Origin of the sequence: Pseudoalteromonas tunicata, from assembly GCF_002310815.1 — a bacterium.
Classification (GTDB): Bacteria; Pseudomonadota; Gammaproteobacteria; order Enterobacterales; family Alteromonadaceae; genus Pseudoalteromonas; species Pseudoalteromonas tunicata.
On the sequence record NZ_CP011032.1, the window covers coordinates 107,981 to 126,729 of the forward strand.

The window sequence follows — 18,749 nt, forward strand, 5'->3', positions numbered from 1 at the left end:
ATTTATTTTAGCTGTTTTTTGCTCAGCTATTAAGCTTTGTTTTTGATGATGCCAAGCGAATCCCAGATGTCATCAACTTTGGCTTTCACTTTAGGATCCATCACTATCGGTTCACCCCATTCGCGGGTAGTTTCTCCCGGCCATTTATTGGTGGCATCCATCCCCATTTTTGATCCTAAGCCTGAAACAGGCGAAGCAAAGTCGAGGTAATCAATCGGTGTATGTTCAATTAGGGTGGTATCGCGCGCCGGATCCATGCGGGTAGTGATGGCCCAAATCACATCGTTCCAATCGCGTGCGTTGATATCATCATCACAGACAATCACAAATTTGGTGTACATAAACTGACGTAAGAATGACCACACTCCCATCATCACGCGCTTAGCATGACCTGGGTATTGTTTTTTCATCGTTACAATTGCCATACGGTACGAACAGCCTTCAGGCGGCAAGTAAAAATCAACAATTTCAGGAAATTGTTTTTGTAAAATTGGCACAAACACTTCGTTTAGTGCAACCCCTAAAATTGCTGGTTCATCAGGTGGTCGACCCGTATAAGTGCTATGGTAAATCGGATCTTGGCGATGAGTGATGTGTGTCACAGTCATCACTGGGAATTCGTCTACTTCGTTGTAGTAACCAGTATGATCGCCATAAGGGCCTTCAGGCGCGGTTTCACCCGGCGTTAAATATCCTTCTAAGACAAATTCTGCACTGGCAGGCACTTGTAAATCATTCGAAATCGATTTAACTACTTCAGTTTTACTGCCGCGTAATAAACCGGCAAAGGCGTATTCACTCAAGGTATCGGGTACCGGTGTGACTGCACCTAAGATCGTTGCTGGATCGGCACCTAATGCGACCGAAACCGGATAATTTTGTCCCGGATTTTCTTTACAGAATTCTTGATAATCAAGCGCACCACCACGATGTGAAAGCCAACGCATAATGATTTTGTTTTTACCGAGCAGCTGCTGACGATAAATGCCGAGGTTTTGGCGTTTTTTATACGGCCCTTTAGTGACCGTTAAACCCCAAGTAATCAGTGGTGCAGCGTCACCTGGCCAGCAGTGCTGAATAGGCAGCTTAGTTAAGTCGACGTCATCGCCGGTTAAAATCACTTGCTGACACGGCGCTTTTTTAACTTCTTTAGCTGGCATGTTAAGCACTTGCTTATAAGCTGGAATTTGGCTCCATGCTTCTTTTAATCCAGCTGGTGGCTCAGGTTCTTTTAAAAAGGCTAATAATTTACCTACTTCACGTAATGCCGAGACATCTTCTTGGCCCATGCCAAGCGCCACACGCTCTGGAGTACCAAATAAATTGGCTAATACAGGAATATCAAACCCTTTTGGGTTTTCAAATAACAGGGCGGGGCCTTTGGCGCGTAATGTGCGGTCGGCAATTTCAGTCATTTCAAGGTAAGTATCAATTTCTTGTTTGATACGCACGAGCTCACCGCGTTTTTCGAGTAACGCAATAAAGTCGCGAAGATCTTTATATTTCATTGCAGCTCAGTCAGTCACAAATAAAAGTTTACGCATTATAACGAGATGCGCGCTTGGTGACCAATAATACCCGTTAAGTGTTATGAAGGATCAGTTAATGTGAGGTAGCGATCAATCATAAATAAAGAAGTTCAATTAAAACTTTAAAGATGTCGCTTCACTGCATTTATGTTCACATCAAATTGGCGTTAAATGAACTTGAGCCTTGACTCTCTTCTCCTTAGGCTGCTTTTCTTTAGTGAAGCAAACAAAAGTAACCTAAGTTTGGGTTTGTTATATAAGTAAGCAAAACCTTAACCTTCAAGGTTGGTGGTTTTCTTTCTTCTGGTTGAGCCTTTTACGGTATTGGGAAATTTCTCGCTGACAACTTTTTTACCGATTGCGGTAATTTTATATTCATCGTCAGCTATGCGACTAATCCAGTTAGCATCAAGCGCCCATTGAAAATCTGAAGGCGCGTTGGTTGATGGCTTGTGCCTGACCTCTTTAAAATACTCGCGGTATTGCGTTTTGCTAAAAACAGGGCTGCCTTGTTGTTCTAAATAAACGGCCACGCAGGCTACAAGCTCACACGCGCGTTGTGCGTTGTGTGCTTTGGCAAAATCAACAAATTCAGGCATTACTTCTTTGGCTGTAGATTTAATCGTGTGAGCTGGCTTAACTATTTCTTTTTTAACGATTTCACCTCTGGTCAGGACCATAATGGCAATCTCTTTTGCTAATTCATCGCTAATTTCGCGTTCAATATTTAAACCATTACCACTAATAGATATTTTTGACATGACAATCCTTTTTGTTAGGCGCGTCATAGTACGCGATATTGAGCGGGTGTATAGCGTTTTTATCGCGTTTTTAATTGATTTTGGGCGGCTTTTTGGTGTGTCGCCCGTTTTGGGCGCGCTGGTGATTCTGGGGGTTTTTATCTTTAATAACAAGGTTTTAACATTGTTGCAATGTGATATGTAAGTCCAGATGAATATTATGGTGGTTATTGATAGGCTGATATTTGAGCGCAGTTAGCGCGGCCTGTTAAGTGCAAGCCTTTTATTTTACTGAGTTATGGTTGTATTTAGTGCGATCCGCTAAAGCGCGCTGTAGGTGGGAGGAGGGGGGAGTTTTTCAGGCTCACCCTTTGAGTTGTGTACTACAGCGCGTGTTTTTCTAAGCGGTATAAAAACTGTTTGTAGTTTAGACCAAGCAATTTCGCCGCTTGGGTTTTATTGCCTGCTTCGCGGTTGAGGGCTTGTTGTAACAGGTTTTTTTCAAAACTATCCCATTCAATGCCATCACTTGGCAAGGTGAAGTGTGTGGCGTTGTTAGTTGGGGTATGGTGTGCTTTGAGTGTGTCTAGCAGTTCGTCTTCATCTTGTAACAGTACAAACTGCTCTAAGGTATTAGAGAGTTGGCGAACGTTGCCGGGCCAATTAAATTGCATTAGCTGTTTAAGTAGCTGGCTACTTAATTGCAGGTCATTGATGCCATAACGCTGACTAAACATGGCTAAAAAGTGTTGAATTAAACGAGGGATGTCTTCGGTACGTTCGCGCAGCGGTGGCATATGAATAGGCACTACATTAAGCCGATAAAATAAATCTTCTCTGAATTCGCCTTCTTGCACCATTTGGTGGAGGTTTTTATGGCTTGCGGCAATGACCCGGACATCAATTTTTTGCTCGTGGTTAGCACCAATCGGAGTGACCACTCCTTCTTGTAATAAACGCAGTAGTTTGGTTTGTAAGCTCAGGCTTAGTTCGGCTATTTCATCAAGAAAAATAGTGCCCTGATCGGCTGCGGTAAATTTGCCTTGTTTATCATGGGTTGCGCCGGTAAATGCCCCTTTAACTGAGCCAAATAGTTCTGACTCGGCGAGGTTCTCTGGAATTGCACCACAATTGATGGCAATAAAAGCCCGGTTACTCCGGTGAGAGAGTTGATGCAATGCGCGAGCGGCGAGCTCTTTTCCGGTGCCACTTTCACCACTGATTAATACCGTTGCGCTGGTGGCACTGACGCGTTCTATGCGTTGAAATACTTTTTGCATGCAAGGAGCATGGCCAATGATATCGACTAAGCTGCTTTGTTCGGTTAATTGGTTATTGAGTTGCCGATTGGTGAGACGTAATTGGCTGGCCTTATTGGCCTTAGCGAGCGCTAACAGTAGCTCTTGGCGCTGAAACGGTTTACTTAAATAATCATCAGCCCCTTGGTCGATGGCTTGTACGGCATGTTCGATTGAGCCATAAGCCGTGGCGACCACAATACCGTGTTCGAGCTTGTTGCCGCGAATGTAATTGATTAAATCAAGTCCGCTTAATTGGCCTAGCTTCCAATCGGTAAAGACCAGTTTAATATGTGGCTGTTGCTTAAGTAGCACAATGGCATCTTCAACACTAAAGGCACTAAAAACCTGATAACTCGCCGCGCTTAACATGGCACTGATCAGTTCATTTTGTGCGTGGTCATCTTCAACCAATAAAATGGGGGTTTGAGTGCTCATGGTGAGTCCCTGTTGTGAGTATAATGGTCACCGTTGCGCCATCTTGCTGATTAGTAACCGTAATAGAGCCTTGATAATACAAGTGCGCAATGCGATTAGCCAAGTAAAGCCCCATGCCAGCACCATCGGCTTTACTGCTAATATGGGGTTCAAATAAGTGCGCTAAAATGGCATCACTAAAACCTGGGCCATTATCTTGTACCGTAATAATAAGTTGTTCTGCTTGTTGGTGGCTGCTTATTTTAACTGGCTTTATAGTATTGCTTACTAAATGATTGGCTTCGACAGCATTAACGATAATTGTATGCAGTATGGTGCGAATTTCTGATTCAAGACCAAAAATGTTAAGTGTATGATCGAGTTCGAGGACAAAGCGAGCTTGTTCGCTGCCAAGTTCTAATAAAATATCTTGGATCACTGCCGTAATAGGCACTAGCTGATCGCGCCGGACATCATTATTACTTAAGGTTAGTAAGGCGGTAATATTTTTATTTAGATGCGCGATTTTATTGTGGGCAATGTGTTGCAAATGTTGTTGCTGTTGCGCGGATTCACTTTGCCAATATTGTTCTAGCGTAAGCCCTAACGTATGAATTGGGTTACGTAAGGAATGCGCTACTGCTCGGCTTAGCTCGCCAAGCTCAACAAGCTGGCGCTGTTGTTCGAGTTGTTTTTCACTTTCGCTCAATTGTGCTAAACGTTGGCTGGTGTGGTTAAATTGGGTAATGCACGATGCAATTTCAGCTACGCCTTGGGGTGTGACTTGGCAACCAAGTTCGCCATTGCGAAGAGCTACAAACCCTGCATTTAGCGCCGCAATAGGGCGAGTAAGCATATGAGCGAAATAGGCCATGAATACAATGGCCACTAAACTCGAAATGACGATACTCCATAAAATTAGTTCAGCAAACTTTTCAAAACTGTTGCTGGTGGTGAGGCTACGAAACTCGCCATTAATGACGTGCTGAATATTATCGTCGTTTTCGAGTTTTATAAAAATGGTATTGAGTTCATCAGAGAGTTCTTCTTGGCGGATTTCGAATAGTTGATGCTCTTTGAGCGGGCCATTAGATGTGTTGCTATTCGTATTAATTTCAAACTCAAATTTTTGTATTTCTGTTGTTGGCTCCATGGGGGGGGCAATCGGCTCTGGCGCTGAGACTGGTTTAGGGGGCGGCGGTGTGCTGGTATTTGATAGCGTAATTTCATCGGTAATCATCACCATTTTAGGGGCGGAGCCTTTAAATTCGAAAATACGCTCATTGAGACTGTCTCGGGCTTTGTTGATGAGCTTTTTAGTAATGACCTGGGATTGTTTACTGATGTCTTGGCGTACTTGGTCTTTAAAATACAAAACTAACAAGGCTTGGCTTGTGGCCAGTAATAAAAAAATAACGCTGATCCCTAAAATAAAATACCGTTTAATACTCACTTTAACCCCTTAATTGTTGACCAAACCGCTTGGTTAACATAAATGCCTTCGTATTATCTATCAAGAAACATTCCAACATAGATAGAAAAAATTAATTTTTAACTTCATGTAATTAAAGGGAAATTAGACTGGATGTGATTTCTTATCAATGAGTTGAAGGTTTCGCTCCTGATATCAGCAAGCAAATCTCCTGATATCAGGAGATTATCCTCAACTATACGCAGAGACTTTTAATTAACATTATAAAAAATAAGGCTTTTTTATTTGGCATGTATTTTTCATTAGTGAAGAGGAATTATTCGTTTCACTTAAATTTTAGCGATGTAATCGCAAGGGGAAAAATATGTTTATGTTAAATAAATTTAGCCAACTTTTATTATCGGCAGGTTTAATGGTTGCATCGGGTCTAGTGATGGCAGAGCAAGCTAAAACCACAGTAATTAAGCTTGAAAAAGACTTGTCTGATGTCAAGGTATTGGTTGATGAAGGTCAAGGTAGCCAATTTATACAGTTTGATACATCAGAGCTTGGCAGTGCTGAACTAGACGAAAAAATTAATCAGTTACCAGCGGATACGCAAGAAAAAGTCCGTAAGCTTTTGGCAAAAATGGAATCGGGAGAAGGTAAAAACGTTTTTATTATGGATGATAAAACCATAGAGACTTTTAGTGATGGCGACGATACTAGCCATAAAATGGTGTTTATTAGTAATGGAGACGAGCTCAATTTTGATATTCCATCACCTCCTGACGCACCAGATATTCCAGCCGAGCCTCATAAAGTAAAAATGATGAAGTTTGCTTTTGAAATGGCTGGCGAAGAGGGACACGAATTTATGCTCATCAAAACGTTGTTACAAAAAGCGAAGTTAAACCCTGAGCAAATTGATGAAATTCAAACATTGCTTAATAGTAAGTAACCTCAATGCTGGATAATAAATTTATCTCTGCAGTGCTTTCAACGCTAACCGTGTTGGATTAACTTGCAATAAGCTTGTTTTTTACGCGCCAATCCGCCTTGTTAGCTTTGAAAATCTTTGGCTAGAGATGAGTAACTTTTGATTCGATGCGTTGGTGAATCTTTTTTCCAGAACTGAGGTTAAGTAAGAAAGTAAAACCTGAAGTATCAAAGGCTAACAATAAATGTTGGCCTTTTTTAATTGCATGTTTTAAGCGCTCTTATCAGTAATAAATTCCATTATGAACTTTAGTTAGATGAGAAAGTTGGGTAAAAAGTTAAACGAGTAACTTAGGTGAGTCATTAGCGCTTAAAATATTGCCGCAGTAACTGCCAATCATTTTGTAATTGTTGGAATTTTTCGGTATTTCCGCCTGATTTATCTGGGTGGTAGATCACCGCGAGTTGCCGCCAGCGTTTGTTAGCATCAACAAATTGGCAATCCGCTGAGAGCTCAAAACGTGCCAAGGCAGAAGCTACATCACTGTGGTTCAATGGTGCTATTGTGGGGCGTTTGCCAAAGTCTTGCCAAAAGTCATTTAGTAGTTGTTCAATTTCTTGATTTGAGGGGGTGAAATTATGCCAATCAAGATAATAACTCGCTAATGCAGTGACTTTAATGGGAATTGTCTGAGTCGTAATACTCACTAAGGTTGCGGTAAACCCCACAATATCAATGGTTAAACCCTGTGGCATTAACTCTTGTTGCAAGTGAAAGAGCGCATTCATAACTAAAAAATTACGCTTAAACAAATCTTGATTGGCATCGGCATCGAGTGGTGTTGACCAACCTTGAGTTCGCAAATGGCTGGCCAGTTCATGAGTTTTCCAGCTATGTTGTTGCATCAGTGCGTTAAATACATCATCGAGAATGGGGTTTTGAATCTGCAAAATAAGTCATTGAACCAATTGAGTTAGATATGGTTTAAAACTAGCAAGGTTAGCTGAAAATAAAAAGGCCTTGAGACAACAAGGCCCATGGCTAATTTAAATGTTGGTGTAATAGCTCAGCGAGTTGCGCTGAGGTTGTGACCTGCTGCGCATTTAAAATGAGTGCCTGTCCAAGTACTAATGTGCGCTGTTGTACAGCTAAGCGAGCCTTTTCGTCGCTAATGGTGTCTATATCGCTAGTATGAGCCAAGCCGATAGTGCGGCGAATTAATTCACAGCCACTGTAGCCGATAGCATCTTGTAATACCTGTTGTAAAAATGCTTGTTGGTAAGTGGCATCGGCAAAGCTGATATCTTGGCAGTGCTGCGCTGCGAGTTCGGTAAACTGCTGCACAAAGCCAGAGGTCGTGATATTAAGTGTTTCAAGTAAATGTTGCTGCATGGTTTGACGTGCAGTTTCATCACTCATTCGCCCTGTTTGGGCGCAATAATTAATTAGTAAATTACCAATAAACGAGCCTAAATCGAAACCAATTGGGCCAAAGAAAGCAAATTCAGGGTCAATCAATTTGGTTTGGCTTTGATCAACAAAAATACTGCCGCTGTGTACATCGCCATGTAATAACGTTTGAGGGCATGATAGAAACTTACTCTTTAATTTTGCGACGGCTAAACGTAAAGAGGTATTGCTTTGCAGCTTGCTGACCTCAGGCTCAAGTTCAGCGGGGTAGTTATTACGCTCATGGCCAACAAAAGGGTCGGTTAAAAACAAATCTTCGGTTATTTGGCAGAGCTCAGGATTAATAAATTGTGCCACCAAGGCTTTTTTACGCTGTGCAGTTAAATAAAAATCACTGTGATAAAAAGCGGTATTGGCGAAGTAATGTGCCATATGCTGGCCAAGTAGGGGAAAGTGCTGTCCTTGATTTTGCGCTGTTCTTAAGATTTGCATGTGGCCTAAATCTTCTAACAACATTAAGGCAAGTTCGGGATTATAAGCGATGACTTTAGCGGTATGGCCTGGGCTTACTTTGCTGTGAGCTAGTAACGCTTCGGCCTCGATGCGGGCACGATCTAAAGTCAATGGCCATGATTCGCCAACACAGCGGGCGTAAGGTAAAGCTTGTTTTAAAATGATACTTTGTCCTGCTTGGTTGCTGACTCTAAACACCATATTTAAATTACCATCACCAAACTCGTAGCAAGTGAGCGAGTCATCGATATTAAAAAGAGTCGTATTTTTTTGTACGTAACGAATTGCGTCTTGTTCTGTAAATGCAACGTATTGGCTCATTAGGACACCCAAACAATAGTAAAGTAATAGCATTCTATATTTTTAAGTGTTTAGATGTCCAGACTTCTGTTGTTGCTGGTGGAATATTGCTAGGGTAAAATAACAGCGGTTTGTAATGTTAATTTGTCTTTAAAAGCTGAATATTGATAACTTAAAGACTATAAAAAGCGGAAATCAAGATGAAAAACTTGCTGGCAGCGAGCCTTAAGTACCAAGACAATCAATTATTTGTCCTCGATCAATATGCCTTACCTCATCAAGAAAATTGGCGGTTGTGTCAAAGTGTCGCCGACATGGAAAGCTTGATTAAAGCGTTAAAAATTCGTGGTGCACCACTGATTGGCATTGGCGCAAGTTTATTAGTGGCGCATTTAGCAAGCGAACAACAATCCAAAGCTCAGTTAGCTCAAGCAATCGCTCAATTGCGCCAAGCTCGTCCTACAGCCGTTAATTTAATGCATTGTATGGATAAGATGAGTATTGCGCTGGAACAAGATGATTACGAACTTGCTTTGCAGCGTTGCGCTGAAGCTATTTTTGAACAAGATATTGCGCTATGTAATTCAATGGCTAATTTTGGCAACGAACTGGTACAAGAAGGTGATAATATTTTAACTCACTGTAATACTGGTGCATTAGCAACCGCAGGTATCGGCACGGCACTAGGTGTGATTTATAAAGCCCATCAAGCGAATAAAAAAATACATGTTTGGGTCGATGAAACGCGACCATTACTTCAAGGTGGTCGTTTAACAGCTTATGAGCTTGAACGTTGGCAAGTACCGTACACCCTCATTTGCGACAATATGGCTGCAAGCCTTATGGCCGCAGGCAAAGTCGATAAAATATTTGTCGGTGCAGATCGAATTGCTGCTAACGGTGATTTTGCCAATAAAGTGGGCACTTATAATTTAGCGGTATTGGCCAAGCATCATGGGATTGAGTTTTATGTTGTTGCCCCAACCACAACTTTAGACATTGAGTGCGAAAATGGTGCGGCAATTGTGATTGAGCAACGTGATGCCACTGAAGTAACGGGTGTCAGTGGTAGTTTTGGCCAGTGTCAATGGGCTCCAAGCAATGCACAGGTATTTAACCCTGCCTTTGATGTGACACCTGCCGAACTGGTTACTGGTTGGGTGCTCGATACCGGCATTTATTCACCACTTGATGTACATAGCGGTGTGCTACGTTTTTTATAGAATACTCTCTATAGTTCAAGGCTAATTCTAGCCTTGAACGTAATTCTAAATCCCTCATTATCAACATCTTGCCCACATGCCGCAGTTTTTTTCAGCAACATAAAGTGATATAACTAAATCTATCTTTTAATATCTGCTTAAACTTAGATTTACTTGTTTACGCTGCACTAACTATTGCAAGGGCTGTTAAAATGCTACTCAACAAAAAGGATGTGTTTGGTTGTACGCTGGCGTGCTTGCTGTTTTTTATTGCTGTTTCACCGGTTCATGCAGATAGTTTTACTGATAAATTTGCGCAAATAGAAACAGTTGAACTTCTGGACAAAAAAATTGAGCGTTTTACTCAATTACAGCAAGACTCTAACTTAACTGCGCAGCAGCAGATTAAAGTTTACATTGCTTTGTCTGTGCTCTATCACCAAAACAACGATTTAAATGCTGCACTTGCGCAGTCAGAACAAGCGCTAAAGATTGCTAAAGATCACCAGCTCCTTTTAGAACAAGCTCAAACTGAGCATCGTTTAGGTGTTATTCACTATTTAATGGGTAACAACGCTCAAGCTTTAATCGCCTATCAAAATGCAGAGCAATTATATTCCGAGCTGGATGAACCGTTATTACAAGCAAATACCTTTAATAATTTAGGTTTAGTGCACGCAGCGATGAGTAACATAGATCAGGCGCTTAAATACTATAAATTTGCCCAGCCTATTTATAACGAGCTTGGTAGCGAAAAAGATAAGGTCGATATCGTTTTTAATATTGCAGGTCTGTACCTTCGTTTGAAACAAAATGCTGTTGCAATTAAAATGTATAGGCAAGTCATTGAGCAGCGCGAGCAGTTAAATGATATCGAAGGTTTGGCGCTGGCTTATGGTGATTTAGGCTCAACATATAAAAATGATGGTCAATATGAGTTAGGTGAAGAGTACTTACAAAAATCACTGCAATATTATTTAAAGAAAAATGATTATTACAATGCCGCTTCGCAAAGTCATAACTTGGCTGAGTTATACAGTTCAACCTTGCAGTTAATAAAAGCTAAGGATTATGCAAACCAAGCTGTGACAATGTCATTGCAGGCGAGCAATCAAGCGGCTTATGCAGGTAGTTTATATACGTTGGCGAAGTTAGCTTACTTGGATAAGGAGTTTTCACTTGCCCTTGAATATTTGGCAAAGTCCGACCAAATCTCTGTTCATATGGTTTATAAACTTCAGCTTGAAGAAAACCTGACTTTATATGCTTTAGTTTTATCAGCGCAGCAGCAATCAAATTCAGCTTTGCAAACATTACAAAAATATAAAGATAAAAAACAAGATAATAGCGATAAACAGTTACAAGATAAGTTAGCGCAATATCAAGCCCTACTCGATGCTGAGCAGCTTAATCAACAATTAGTGCAATTAAAACAAGCACAAAAAATTGATGCGCTCAACCTTGACCAAACCATGCAGCAACGTAATTTCACTATTATGATTGCATTGCTTTTGTTGCTCGCTACTTTTTTACTGTTTCGCCGCGCTATGGCCGAAAATGCCCGATATGTGCTGAGTAAAAAAGTAGAGCAACGCTCGGTTGAACTTGAGCAAATAAGTAAACAATTACAGCGTGCTAGTGAGGTTAAAAGCCAATTTTTAGCGAACATGAGCCATGAAATTAGAACGCCTTTAACGGCGGTGATGGGGCAGGCTGAATTAATTATTAATGGCGATATTCCTGTTAGTGAAATCAAAGATGAAGTAAAAATAATTCACAACAATAGTTTGCATTTACTTGAATTAATTAATGATATTTTAGATTTAACACGTATCGAAGCCAATAAGTTAATACTTGATAGAGCGCCTGCCGACGTGGTTGCTTTAGGTAAAGAAGTGGTGCACATGTTCTGTGAATCGGCAAAACAAAAAGGGCTTAAGCTCAGTTTTCAGCATTTTCTTTGCACCCCTTATTATATCGCCATGGATAAGGTGAGGCTTAAGCAGATTCTCATTAATTTATGTTCCAATGCAGTGAAGTTTACTGAGCAAGGTGAAGTGAAAGTTGAAGTTTGGCCAACAAGTTCAGGGCTTAAATTTATTATCTCAGATACCGGTATCGGTATGACTAACAAGCAGCTAGGTAATATTTTTAATAGTTTTACCCAGGGAGATAATACCATTAGTCGCCGTTTTGGTGGTTCTGGCCTAGGCCTTTGTTTATCTGAGCAATTAGCGAATTTAATGGGGGGCAGTATTAGTGTGACAAGTGAGTTAGGTAAAGGCAGTATATTTACCTTGCATTTAACCTGTCAGCAACTAGTTGATCACCAACCCATTGCTGAAGCTGAAAAGTCGTTGGCATCATGTCATGAAACTAAATTTGAAGGCACCGTTTTACTCGCCGAAGATCATGAAGATAATCGACGTCTTATTACGTTGATGCTTGAAAAACTTGGTTTGTCTGTTATTGGTGCTGAAAATGGTAAGCAGGCAGTTGAAATCGCTTTAAAATCAGATATCGATATTATTTTACTTGATATTCAAATGCCGCAAATGGATGGCATCGCTGCGTTCAAGTTGTTGCGTCAATGTGGTATGAACTTGCCAATTATAGCGTTAACAGCAAATGCAATGTCCCATGAGGTTCAGCATTATTACGATTTAGGTTTTAACGACCATTTAAAAAAACCGATTGAGCGCGAAGCGTTTGTAGCTACTTTAGCTAAACATCTGAATATTGACGATGATACTCGTAGTGCAGGTAATCAGCTTGTAGGTATTGATATGTCAGACTTGGTGGCGCGTTTTGCAAACAGCTTTCCTGATGAACTAAGTGAGCTTTCATTACACATGGCTGCTTTACGTTACACTGACATTGGTTTACAAGCACATAAACTTGCTGGGGCTGCTGCAATGTTTGGTTTTCATGAGTTGGCAGCATGCGCGCAGTATCTTGAAAAAGTAATTAAATATGAAGATTATAGCGAGGTGGCTGATGCCGTTGCTGAACTGCAAGCGCAATTGGTGATGCAAAAAGAGGCGAGTAAATGATGGATTGCGCTGATCATGATTTTATTGAAGTGGCTTGTTTATACCAATACCGACTGAAAATAAGCCTTTGTAATAATCAGCAAAAAGAAGGTATAGCGCTGACAACGCAAGTGCGCCAGCAAGGTGTCCTCAAGGCTGAATTGTTAATCATACAAACCAGCGCAGGCAACGAAGAAATTGTACTGGATGAAATTAAACAAATAGAAGCACTTACGAGCAATGCTTATTTTAGTGTACTTACTTTTTAAGATAAGTGCGTTTTAAGGTAAGTTTGCTTGTGCATCGATATAACACCATGCGGCTCTACCCGAAGTAAAAGTGATTAAAGCGCGTTTATATGCGTCGACCTCGTACTCATCAGCTTGCGCTAATTCATCTGATGTAATCAAAAATATAGTCCCTGAAATACTATCTTGTGGATTGCCAGTGTAGCGTAATATTGGGTGAAAGCGTTTGCCACTGCGCTCTAATACCATAGGGTCTGTAATTTCAATTTCACCTAAAACAAAACATGCTAAAGTATCAGCCTCACCCAGTAACTCTCTGCCAAAAGTTTCGAGTTGGACGTTTTTTTGCTGCAAGGTACCATATGAAAAAAGCGCTTCCATTTTTATTTTCCTTAATCCAATAACGGGAATTCTTTTGCTATAGGTGATTGAGTTGCTTGTGCAACCCAGCCGGCTTCATTATTAAATAAGCGGATGGCAGTAAATTCAGGATCTGAACCCATATCAAACCAATGAGGAGTATTGGCTGGCACAGAAATGAGGTCGCCCAGTTGGCACAGTACTTGATACACCTTATCGTGAATGTGCAAACAAAAGAGCCCTTGGCCTGCAACAAAAAAGCGTACTTCATCTTCACTATGGGTGTGTTCAAATAGAAATTTTTCGCGCAACTGAGCCGCGTTTGGGTTGCCTTTTGTAAGTGAAATAACATCCACAGCGCAATAGCCGCTTTCATTTTTTAATCGCTGAATATCATGCTGGTACGCAGTTAAAATTTCTTCGTTACTTGTTTGCTCATTAATGAGGGAGCTGGCTTGCCAGCGCTCAAAACGTACGGCAATTTTTTCAAGTTGTACAGTTATCTCGTGATGAACATCAGTTTTATAAACCGGAGTGTGTTTGTCTGTTAAATGATAAATACTGAGTTGACTCACGTGTATTGTTCCATTTCAAAGGTATTAAAATCATGAATAAAAGCGTGTTGGCTTGATGTTGCTTGGCCGTCTCGAACCAAATGACAGGTTTTTAAGCCGGCGCTTTTTGCGGCATCAAGCTCCTCGATTACGTCAGATAAAAATAAAACTTCATGCGCTGAAAAGGGGAGCTGATCAACGATATTGTGATAGGACTGTGGCTCTTTTTTACCACCCACCAGAGTGTCGAAATAGTTATTAAATAATGAGCGAATATCACCATAATCAGAAAACTCAAACAGCAAATGTTGCGCCTTGACTGAGCCTGATGAATAAACATAAAGCACAATACCTTGCTCAAACTGCTGTTGTAAAAATTGATACGCATCGGGATAAAGATGACCCGTGAAGTCACGGTTATGGTAGCCCTGCTGCCAAATCATACCTTGTAACTGTTTCAACGGCGTGATTTTTTGATCCGTTGCAATCCAGTGCTGAAGTGTGGCAATAACATCTAACAGGCTGGCATCTGGCTGGTTTATTTCGGCTTTGACAGCCGCAATTTGAGTTGCCACTTCAGGGGCTGCGTGATTGTCCTGCACAAATTCCGCAATATGACTCGCTGCGTATGGAAATAAGACTTCTTTGACAAAAGAAATGCGGGTAATTGTGCCTTCAATATCGGTTAAGATGGCTTTAATCATAACGTGGCCTCTAGTTTTATCCGTTCAAGTTCGCAGGCAAATAAAAATTCAAGCCCCTCAAGGTGGCGGCGCGTTTCGCTAGGTGTGCGACCCCAAGCGTACAGTCCATGACCGCGGATTAAAACACCATGATAAAGAGGGTTGCGCTGGTAACGCAGTGCGACTTTTTCCGCCAGCTGTTCAATATCTTGGTCATTATCAAAAATAGCAATTTGCAGGGTTTCTTCGTGGCTTAAAATCCCAGTCAATGACTTTTGCATTTCATAACCTGTAATAGTCAAGGTATCTGACTTTATGAAGCGAGATAATACAGTGGCTGCAACAGAGTGAGTGTGTAATACACAAGTTGCATCGGCAACGAGCTGATAAATAGAAAGATGTAGCTCGGTTTCGGCTGATGGTTTGCCTGTGCCTGATTCTATTTGGCCGTGGCAATCAAATTGTAAAAAATGCTCAGGAGCCAATTGCCCTTTATCATAACCACTGGCAGTGACGACAAAACCAGAATCTGTTCTGGCGGAGAAATTTCCACCCGTTGCAGGGACCCAGCCTTTTTGACTGATCCACACACCTGCCTCGATAAGTTGTTCAATTGCGTATCTATTTTGCATGTTGCCCCTTTGTTCTTTTAGATGGCTATACATCTAATTGGGTGATAATAACATTGCTTTTCGTTCAAGACTATATACAGTTTTGTTGGCTTTCGTGTTAAAAAAGCAGGTAATTTTATTGTGAGCAAAGGTGTTAAGGTGTTTCAAAGTAAGTTACCGTCACTCGGAACAAGTATTTTTACTCAAATGTCGATGCTGGCTAATCAATATCAGGCGATTAATTTATCACAAGGCTTTCCTGAATTTGATACTCCTGATTTTTTAAAGCAGCAAATTACCCACGCAATCAGTGTTGGGCTCAACCAATATTCACCTTCTAATGGCATCGCGCCATTACAGCAACAAATCGCAGGGTTAATCGCCAGAAGGTATGGTCACGCGTTAGAGCCAAGCGCTGCGATTACAGTGACATCGGGGGCTACTGAAGCACTTTTTGTCGCTATTCATACATTGGTGCGCCCTGGTGATGAAGTCATTATTTTTGATCCTGCTTATGATTCGTATCAACCTGCTATTGAACTTGCAGGTGGGCTTTGCCAGCGTATTGCCTTAACAGCTCCAAATTACGCAATTGATTGGCAGTATGTCACCAGCAAAATGCACAGTAACGTGCGGGCCATTATTATTAATTCGCCGCATAATCCAACTGGAAAAGTGCTCAAAGAGCACGATCTGCAAGCATTAAAAGCGTTACTCGCTCAATATCCAAACTGTTATTTAATTAGTGATGAAGTCTATGAGCACATGACGTTTGATGGTCATCAGCATTTGAGTATTTTGTCAGTGCCTGAATTATTTAAACGTGCATTTGTGATCTCAAGTTTTGGCAAAACGTTTCATTGTACGGGTTGGAAAATTGGTTATTGCGTCGCGCCAGAGCAGCTCACAGCTGAGTTTCGTAAAATTCATCAATATGTTACTTTCTCAAGCTTTACACCTGCGCAGCATGGTTTAGCTGCAATGTTGCAGCACTATCCTGAGCATGTTGATCAGTTAGCGGATTTTTATCAGCAAAAGCGTGATTTGTTAGTCTCGCATCTCGCTTCTAGCCGTTTTAAGGTATTACCAAGTGAGGGGACTTATTTTGTATTGCTCGACTACAGTGCTATTTCAGATTTAAATGATGTTGATTTCTGCCACTGGCTTACAGCTGAAGTTGGAGTGGCTGCGATTCCACTCAGTGTGTTTTATCAAGATGCTCCCGCAGATAAAGTTGTTAGGCTATGTTTTGCAAAAAATGATGCGACGTTAATCGCTGCAGCGGAGAAATTATGTCGACTCTAAAAGTAGCTTTGATCCAAACAAATATTAAATGGCTTGATATTAGTGCTAATTTAGCTGCATTAGAACAACAATTAAGTGACTGTAAAGCCGTAGATTTAATCTTACTGCCTGAAACATTCGCCACAGGATTTGCTATGGCGCGTCCCGCTGCGAGAGTCGATTCCGATGGCGGGCAAATTCTTATTTGGTTAAAAGCAATGGCAGAACGCCATCAGGCAGTGATTGCAGGCTCAGTATTTGTTACACACCGCGATAAAATAGCGAACCGTTTTTATTGGGTATGGCCAAATGGTGAGACTAAATATTATGACAAACGGCATTTGTTTCGTCTTGGCAATGAAGGCGATCATGTGATTGCAGGGCAAGCTCGAGAAGTCTTTAACATCAATGGGGTGCGTATATTGCCACAGGTATGTTATGACTTGAGGTTTCCTGTTTGGGCGCGAAACCAAAATGATTACGATGTATTGGTTAATGTGGCAAATTGGCCAGCTGCGCGGCGAAAAATATGGGATACCTTATTGCAAGCGCGTGCCATTGAAAATCAAGCGTATGTTCTAGGGGTTAATCGTATTGGACAAGATGGCTTTAATGTTCAGCATAGTGGTGGCACCGTAGCGTATGACTTTAAAGGCGATATCTTAGCCTTAGTTGAGGACCATTGTGCAGGTGTGCTGTACAGCAATTTAGATTTGGACGCGCTAGCTGAATTTAAACAGCAATTTCCTGCTTATTTAGACGCTGATAGTTTTTCGCTTCTTGACTAGCTGTTAATACTTAATCTCAATACTGATTAAGAAATTTATTATCCAGTATTAAGATTACGCATTCTGAACTCAGGTTAAATAGCCAAATCTAAACAACGTTGAGCTTAAAACAGCTCAACGTCACCTTCATTTAGCGCTTTTTTTCGGTCGTGGGATCCGTCGACTTGTTGCATTTTAGGTGGACGTAGTTTGGTATCCCAATCCATGTCTGAAAAATCGAACATCTCGAGTTTTTCTCTTAAGCTTTGCGCTAAACGCTGTAAATCATCGCTAGAGATTACTTGGATTTTCGTACTCGAAAGGGCGTCGCTATTGAGTTCCATCATGGCGTCTACAGATAGCTGTGCTTCATCAGAGACCTTTTTTTGCTGCTGAACTTGCTGGTGAATTTTTTCTGATAGGGTTTGGATTTCTATCATTGAAGATTCAATTCTATCAACTTCATTGGTGGCTTGATTTGAAAGCACTACTGTTTGCTCAGTTTCATGCTGACCTTGCAGCATCAGTTGGTGCACCATATCTGTGCCTTGCTGAATTTTAGAGATCATGGCACTTACTTCTTGTGTTGATTTACTGGTGCGAGCTGCCAAATTTCTAACTTCATCTGCGACTACCGCAAAACCTCTACCTTGTTCACCTGCACGAGCAGCTTCAATGGCTGCATTGAGTGCTAAAAGATTGGTTTGTTCTGCAATCGCATTAATCACTTCGATGATTGAACTTATTTGGTCACTATCATGTTTTAGCTCATCAATTTGTGAGCTAGTTTGCTCGATTTGTTTAGCGAGGTTAATTAAGCTAGCTTGGCTTTTGTTAGCATCATTACGGGTTTGTTTAACTGATTGAGTTGCGCTTTTGACTGCTTGATAAATAAGCTCAAGATTATTATCAAGATCGCGAGATACATCCAGCATTGCATGCATTGATTGTCCAAGCACTTGGCCATGATTATGTTGCATGGTGGTTTTTTGGCTCATGGAAGAGTAGGTATCTCTTAATTCTGTGGCCATTGGATTCAGGCGTGCAGAAGAAGAGTAAACTTCGTTAAGTAGATGATCCATAAGCTCCAACCAGTTATTGATATCAATGCACTCTTTTGGAGGGAGTTTTCCTTCATCTTTATAGCGAAATTTTAGATTGATTTTCGCCGGATTCTTCACTGCGTCTGCAAAATGATTAAGGTATTTTTCTTTTGATGATGGATGAGTTTTTAGGTAATAAAATAGTAAGCCCGCGCTTAATATATCCAAAACCACAATTGCTAACCAGAGGTTAAGGCTAGCATTAAAAAAGTATAAGAAAATAATATGGGCGAAGAGTAATAAAGTGATTGGGAAAAGAGCTAATTTAGACGATTCCATAATACTTATTTGTTATTAATTACGTACTAAAGGTATAGCTTAGAATTTTAAATATTTCGAAAAAAAAC

At 40.9% G+C, this 18,749-nt stretch carries 17 protein-coding genes; 6 read left to right on the plus strand and 11 right to left on the minus strand.

The genetic code is table 11. The features are described from left to right. Positions 1 to 29 precede the first annotated feature (29 nt). The 4 genes from ubiD to PTUN_RS00495 form a co-directional block, all read right to left on the minus strand. Positions 30 to 1,508 carry a 4-hydroxy-3-polyprenylbenzoate decarboxylase gene (ubiD, locus tag PTUN_RS00475; RefSeq protein WP_009839263.1) on the minus strand — a complete coding sequence of 493 codons (1,479 nt, stop codon included), beginning with the start codon at positions 1,506 to 1,508 and terminating at the stop codon, positions 30 to 32. A gap of 293 nt (positions 1,509 to 1,801) precedes the next feature. Further along, the gene (locus PTUN_RS00480; RefSeq protein WP_009839262.1) at positions 1,802 to 2,290 is read right to left on the minus strand and encodes a hypothetical protein; all 489 of its coding nucleotides are present in this window, start codon (positions 2,288 to 2,290) and stop codon (positions 1,802 to 1,804) included. 362 nt (positions 2,291 to 2,652) lie between these two features. Continuing rightward, positions 2,653 to 4,005: a sigma-54-dependent transcriptional regulator gene (locus tag PTUN_RS00490; protein ID WP_009839260.1), complete on the minus strand. Its 1,353-nt coding sequence runs from the start codon at positions 4,003 to 4,005 to the stop codon at positions 2,653 to 2,655. Next, positions 3,974 to 5,437 carry a sensor histidine kinase gene (locus PTUN_RS00495; protein ID WP_009839259.1) on the minus strand — a complete coding sequence of 488 codons (1,464 nt, stop codon included), beginning with the start codon at positions 5,435 to 5,437 and terminating at the stop codon, positions 3,974 to 3,976. Before PTUN_RS00495 ends, PTUN_RS00490 begins: the two co-directional genes overlap by 32 nt. A 343-nt stretch (positions 5,438 to 5,780) precedes the next feature. Here PTUN_RS00495 and PTUN_RS00500 point away from each other — a divergent pair, with 343 nt between their 5' ends. Continuing rightward, on the plus strand, positions 5,781 to 6,356 hold the full coding sequence (locus PTUN_RS00500; protein WP_009839258.1) for a hypothetical protein: 576 nt from the start codon (positions 5,781 to 5,783) through the stop codon (positions 6,354 to 6,356). Positions 6,357 to 6,697: 341 nt separating this feature from the next. On the opposite strand, the gene PTUN_RS00505 is transcribed toward PTUN_RS00500, so the two are convergent. Further along, entirely contained in the window at positions 6,698 to 7,285 is a 588-nt protein-coding gene (locus PTUN_RS00505; protein WP_009839257.1) for a DNA-J related domain-containing protein, read from the minus strand. Between the two features lie 91 nt (positions 7,286 to 7,376). Further along, positions 7,377 to 8,579, minus strand: coding sequence for an S-methyl-5-thioribose kinase (gene mtnK / locus PTUN_RS00510; RefSeq protein WP_009839256.1), 1,203 nt, complete (start codon positions 8,577 to 8,579; stop codon positions 7,377 to 7,379). Positions 8,580 to 8,758: 179 nt separating this feature from the next. On the opposite strand from mtnK, the gene mtnA reads away from it, so the two are divergent. The 3 genes from mtnA (at position 8,759) to PTUN_RS00525 (ending at position 13,061) form a co-directional block, all read left to right on the plus strand. Beyond that, positions 8,759 to 9,781: an S-methyl-5-thioribose-1-phosphate isomerase gene (mtnA, locus tag PTUN_RS00515; protein ID WP_009839255.1), complete on the plus strand. Its 1,023-nt coding sequence runs from the start codon at positions 8,759 to 8,761 to the stop codon at positions 9,779 to 9,781. A 191-nt stretch (positions 9,782 to 9,972) separates the two neighbouring features. Next, positions 9,973 to 12,813: a response regulator gene (locus PTUN_RS00520; protein WP_009839254.1), complete on the plus strand. Its 2,841-nt coding sequence runs from the start codon at positions 9,973 to 9,975 to the stop codon at positions 12,811 to 12,813. After that, a complete protein-coding gene (locus tag PTUN_RS00525) occupies positions 12,810 to 13,061 on the plus strand; it encodes a Rho-binding antiterminator (RefSeq protein ID WP_040644076.1) in 252 nt (83 codons plus the stop codon). Before PTUN_RS00520 ends, PTUN_RS00525 begins: the two co-directional genes overlap by 4 nt. Before the next feature lie 12 nt (positions 13,062 to 13,073). On the opposite strand, the gene PTUN_RS00530 is transcribed toward PTUN_RS00525, so the two are convergent. From PTUN_RS00530 to PTUN_RS00545, 4 genes are read right to left on the minus strand one after another with little or no spacing between them, the layout of a single operon-like run. After that, entirely contained in the window at positions 13,074 to 13,421 is a 348-nt protein-coding gene (locus PTUN_RS00530) for a gamma-glutamylcyclotransferase family protein (RefSeq protein WP_009839252.1), read from the minus strand. 11 nt (positions 13,422 to 13,432) lie between these two features. Continuing rightward, positions 13,433 to 13,975 carry a 1,2-dihydroxy-3-keto-5-methylthiopentene dioxygenase gene (locus tag PTUN_RS00535; RefSeq protein WP_009839251.1) on the minus strand — a complete coding sequence of 181 codons (543 nt, stop codon included), beginning with the start codon at positions 13,973 to 13,975 and terminating at the stop codon, positions 13,433 to 13,435. Further along, positions 13,972 to 14,658, minus strand: coding sequence for an acireductone synthase (gene mtnC, locus PTUN_RS00540; protein ID WP_009839250.1), 687 nt, complete (start codon positions 14,656 to 14,658; stop codon positions 13,972 to 13,974). Before mtnC ends, PTUN_RS00535 begins: the two co-directional genes overlap by 4 nt. Beyond that, positions 14,655 to 15,269: a methylthioribulose 1-phosphate dehydratase gene (locus tag PTUN_RS00545; RefSeq protein ID WP_009839249.1), complete on the minus strand. Its 615-nt coding sequence runs from the start codon at positions 15,267 to 15,269 to the stop codon at positions 14,655 to 14,657. Before PTUN_RS00545 ends, mtnC begins: the two co-directional genes overlap by 4 nt. A 138-nt stretch (positions 15,270 to 15,407) precedes the next feature. Here PTUN_RS00545 and PTUN_RS00550 point away from each other — a divergent pair, with 138 nt between their 5' ends. Both PTUN_RS00550 and PTUN_RS00555 read left to right on the plus strand, forming a co-directional pair. Beyond that, entirely contained in the window at positions 15,408 to 16,553 is a 1,146-nt protein-coding gene (locus tag PTUN_RS00550; protein ID WP_040644075.1) for a methionine aminotransferase, read from the plus strand. Beyond that, positions 16,541 to 17,320, plus strand: a complete 780-nt coding sequence (locus PTUN_RS00555; RefSeq protein ID WP_009839247.1) for an amidohydrolase — start codon at positions 16,541 to 16,543, stop codon at positions 17,318 to 17,320. Before PTUN_RS00550 ends, PTUN_RS00555 begins: the two co-directional genes overlap by 13 nt. A 104-nt stretch (positions 17,321 to 17,424) precedes the next feature. On the opposite strand, the gene PTUN_RS00560 is transcribed toward PTUN_RS00555, so the two are convergent. After that, the gene (locus tag PTUN_RS00560; RefSeq protein WP_009839246.1) at positions 17,425 to 18,681 is read right to left on the minus strand and encodes a methyl-accepting chemotaxis protein; all 1,257 of its coding nucleotides are present in this window, start codon (positions 18,679 to 18,681) and stop codon (positions 17,425 to 17,427) included. Positions 18,682 to 18,749: the final 68 nt, after the last annotated feature.